This window comes from Paraburkholderia sp., assembly GCF_026225065.1.
Taxonomy (GTDB): Bacteria; Pseudomonadota; Gammaproteobacteria; order Burkholderiales; family Burkholderiaceae; genus Paraburkholderia.
This window is the reverse complement of sequence record NZ_JAMFSB010000165.1, coordinates 1-4,033: the sequence shown is the minus strand read 5'-3', so window position 1 is coordinate 4,033 and position 4,033 is coordinate 1. Positions and strand designations below refer to the sequence as shown.

Sequence of the window (4,033 nt, the reverse complement as noted above, 5' to 3'; positions counted from 1 at the left end):
TCAAGGCGATTGCGGCGTTGGGCGCGGGGCGCGACGTGTTGTCGGCGGCACACTTGCCGGAGAATGCCGACGGCGTGGCGACCGGTGACGACAAGCAGGTCGCGCAGGTGCTGAAGGCATTCGTTGCCGCGGCAGAGCGGCATCGGGTCTGGTCGCGCGCAGCGATGGCGGAGTCGGTACCGGCCTGAGGCGGCGCGGCCAGCGCAAGCCAAAAGCGCAGCTCGGCCCCTAGGTGAAGACAACAGCGAGCGACGCGTGCTTAGGTTCGGGCACGCCGCTTGCTGCTGACGCCTACCCGACTGAACCGCCATCATCCGGCTTGCCGCGCACAGTCAGGCCGCATGGATCGAAACCGCACTGTCGCTGTATGATACGAAGCCCCCGCGCGGGGAGAAGGCAAACCGCGCGCGCTTCCCAAGGCCTTGCGTTTCGTCCGGCTACCGTTTTGGTGGCACGACAGCCGCAACGTATCTTGCGGCGGCGGTACATCAGTCGAAATTGCCGAGCCGAGCAAGCTGACCAGACGAAACATAGAAAAAATGCCCGCCTTCACTGCTGTCGATCAAGATCGATTTCGCCGCATCATCCGTCGTAACATCGCGCTGCCGCTAGGCGTCGGTCTTCTGACCGCCGCGCTATTTGTCGCGCTGATCGCGTACCTCGTCAATACCATGAGTTGGGCCGAGCACTCGGAGCGGGTGATCGGCGACGCCAATGAGATGCTGCGCCTCTCGGTCGATCGCGAATCGTCGTTGCGCGGCTTCCTGATTACCGGCGACGAGAGCTTTCTCGCGCCGTACGAGCTGGGTCAGGCGCGCTTCAAGGCAGAGGTCAATTCGTTGGAGCAACTCGTCTCCGACAATCCCCCGCAGGTCGACCGCCTCAAGCAGATCGAGGCCGTGCAGGCTCAATGGGACCGTTACGCGCAACAGATGATCGATCTGCGCCGCAAGAACGCGAACTTCCAGCCGGAGGTCGCCAGTAACCGCGGCAAGATCGAGTTCGACGAGACGCGCAGCGAGTTCGACGAATTTCTCAATGTCGAGCTGCGCCTGCGACAGGAGCGCGCCACGGCAGCGCGCAGCGTCACGACCACGCTGGTCAGCGCCTTCCTGTTCTTCAGTCTTGTGGTCAGCGGCTTGCTGGCCTGGATGGGGCGGCGCGAATTGCTGGCCCTTTCCGCCACGTACGACGGCGTCCTCAAGGAGCAGGACCTGCAGACCGAGGTGTTGCAGCAGCAGGTCTGGTTGCGCTCGGGCCAGCGGCTGCTGGCGGAGAAAGTGGTGGGGCAGGTCACACCATCGCTGGTCGGCCGGGCGATGCTCGAGTTTCTCGGACAGTATCTCGGGGCGGCCGTGGCTGCGCTCTACGTGCGCGACAAGGATACCGGCACGCTGCGCCGTGCCGCTTCCTATGGCTATACGCTCGAAAACGAGCAGGCCACCCAGCATTTTCAGAGTGGCGAAAGCCTGGTCGGCCAGGCCGCGCTCGAGCGCCGGACGCTCTTTCTACAGGACGTCCCCGACGATTACGTGAAAGTCGTTTCGGGCCTCGGCATGAGTCCGCCGAAGAATCTGATCGTGCTGCCCATCGAGAACGATGGCGTCGTGAACGGCGTGGTCGAGCTCGGTTTCGTTCGGGCGCTGGTCGTGCGCGACCACGAACTGCTGCAACTGATCGCCGGAAGCATGGGCGACTTTCTCGAGGCCGCGTTGTATCGCGAGCGCCTGCAGGACGCGCTGGTCGAAACACAACAACTGAACGAGGAACTGCAGGTTCAGCAGGAAGAACTGCGCGTCTCGAACGAAGGGCTCGAGGAGCGCGGCCGGGCGCTGGTGGAGTCGCAGGCGCGGCTCGAAAACCAGCAGGCCGAGCTCGAGCAGACCAATGTGCAGCTCGAGGAATACGCACAGCGGCTCGAGCGGCAAAAGGCCGATCTGATGCGCGCGCAGGACGATCTTTCGGCCAACGCAACACGACTGGAACAGTCGAGCCGCTACAAGTCCGAGTTCCTCGCCAATATGTCGCACGAACTGCGCACGCCGCTGAACAGTTCGCTGATCCTCGCCAAACTGCTGCAGCAGAACCGCACGGGTAATCTGACCGAAGAGCAGGTGCGCTATGCGGAGACCATTCACGCTTCCAATAGCGACCTGCTGGTGCTGATCAACGACATTCTCGATCTGTCGAAGGTGGAGGCCGGTCAGATCAGCATCGAACTCGAAACGGTTTCGCTCGACGCCACCCTGCTGGCGCTGCGCGAGACCTTCACGCCGATGGCTTCCGCCAAGCATCTGAAGCTCAGCTTCGAGCGCGCGCAAGACGTCCCGGAAATGATCGTCACGGACAGCCAACGCGCGGTGCAGGTGTTGCGTAACCTTCTGTCGAATGCGGTGAAATTCACCGAACGCGGCGAGGTCTCGCTTGGCGTGACGCTGGCCGAGAGCGGCATGCTGCGTTTCGATGTGCGCGATTCCGGAATCGGTATCGCCCCGGATAAGCTCGAACTGATTTTCGAAGCCTTCCAGCAGGCCGACGGTTCCACCAGCCGGCACTACGGCGGCAGCGGCCTTGGCCTGTCGATCTCACGCGAATTCTCGCGGCTGCTGGGCGGCCGGATTTCGGTGACGAGCGAACTGGGCAAGGGCAGTGTGTTCACGCTGTGGCTGCCGGTGGATGCCAGCAGCGCTGTGTCCGCCAATACTGAACAACCGCATGACGAGCCGGCGCGGCAAGGCGCACCTACCGCGGTGCCGAAAACGGCTCACAGCTCGTCGTTCCCATCACCTTCTTCGTCCGCCGTTGGCCTCCCAAGCGCGAACGGAGCCACCGCCCCGAACACGCATCGACCCGCCGCGCTGGCCGAAGCCGGCGCTGCGCAGAATGGCGCCGAGGAAATCAGCCGCGCGCCGATCGACGACGACCGCCATCAACGGGCACGCGGCGGCCGGCTGATTCTCGCGATCGAGGATGATCCGGCGTTCGCGGAGATTCTGCGCGATCTGACGCACGAACTCGACTTCGACTTCGTGCACGCCACCGATGCCACCAGCGGCGTCGCCCTCGTGCGCGACATGCGGCCGGCTGCCGTGCTGCTCGACGTCGGCTTGCCGGACCGTTCGGGCCTGACGGTGCTCGAGTGGCTGAAGAATGACCCGCTCACGCGCCATATTCCGATCCACATCGTCTCGGCCACCGATCACGCAGACAAGGCATTGCATCTGGGCGCGATCGGCTACACGCTGAAGCCGACTGCACGCTCGACCCTGGAAGCGGCGATCCGCCGCCTCGAAGCGCGTCTGCAACAGCGCCTCAAACGCGTGCTGGTGATCGAAGACGATACGGCGATGCGCGAAAGCATCCGCGCGTTGCTGCAAAGCGCAAATACGGAGATCGTGGCGGTGGCGACGCTTGCCGCCGCGTTCGACGAACTGGCGGCCGGCAGCTTCGACTGCGTGGTGACCGACCTCGCACTCGCGGACGGCACCGGCTACGACCTGCTGGAACGGCTGGCGCTCGACACCGCGTATCTCGCGTTGCCGGTGATCGTCTATACCGGGCGGATGTTGTCGAGCGAGGATGAACACCGCCTGCGCCGCTATTCGAAGTCGATCATCATCAAGGGTGCGAAGTCGCCGGAGCGTCTGCTGGATGAAGTCACGCTGTTCCTGCATAGCGTCGAGTCGTCACTCGCGCCGGAGCAGCAGCGCATGCTGCGTACCGTGCGGCAACGCGACAACGCCTTCGAAGGCCGTAGCATCCTGCTGGCCGAAGACGACGTGCGCAATATCTTCGCGCTGTCGCATGTGATCGAGCCGCTTGGTGCCAAGCTGCAGATTGCGCGCAACGGTCGTGAAGCGCTCGAATTGCTGGACCGGGAGGCGGAAGTCGATCTGGTGCTGATGGACATCATGATGCCGGAGATGGACGGTCTGACCGCGATGGCGGAAATTCGCCGCAATCCGCGCTTTGCACACCGGCCTATCATCGCGCTGACTGCCAAAGCGATGGCGAACGACCGGGTGCGCTGCCT

2 protein-coding genes are annotated in these 4,033 nt (G+C 63.8%); both read left to right on the top strand.

The window, feature by feature from the left end:
- Nucleotides 1-188: hypothetical protein (locus M0954_RS12385; protein WP_297353503.1), on the top strand; the 188-nt coding region annotated here is incomplete at its 5' end.
- Between the two features lie 351 nt (nt 189-539).
- On the top strand, nt 540-4,033 hold a 3,494-nt coding region (locus M0954_RS12380; RefSeq protein ID WP_297353501.1), incomplete at its 3' end, for a response regulator.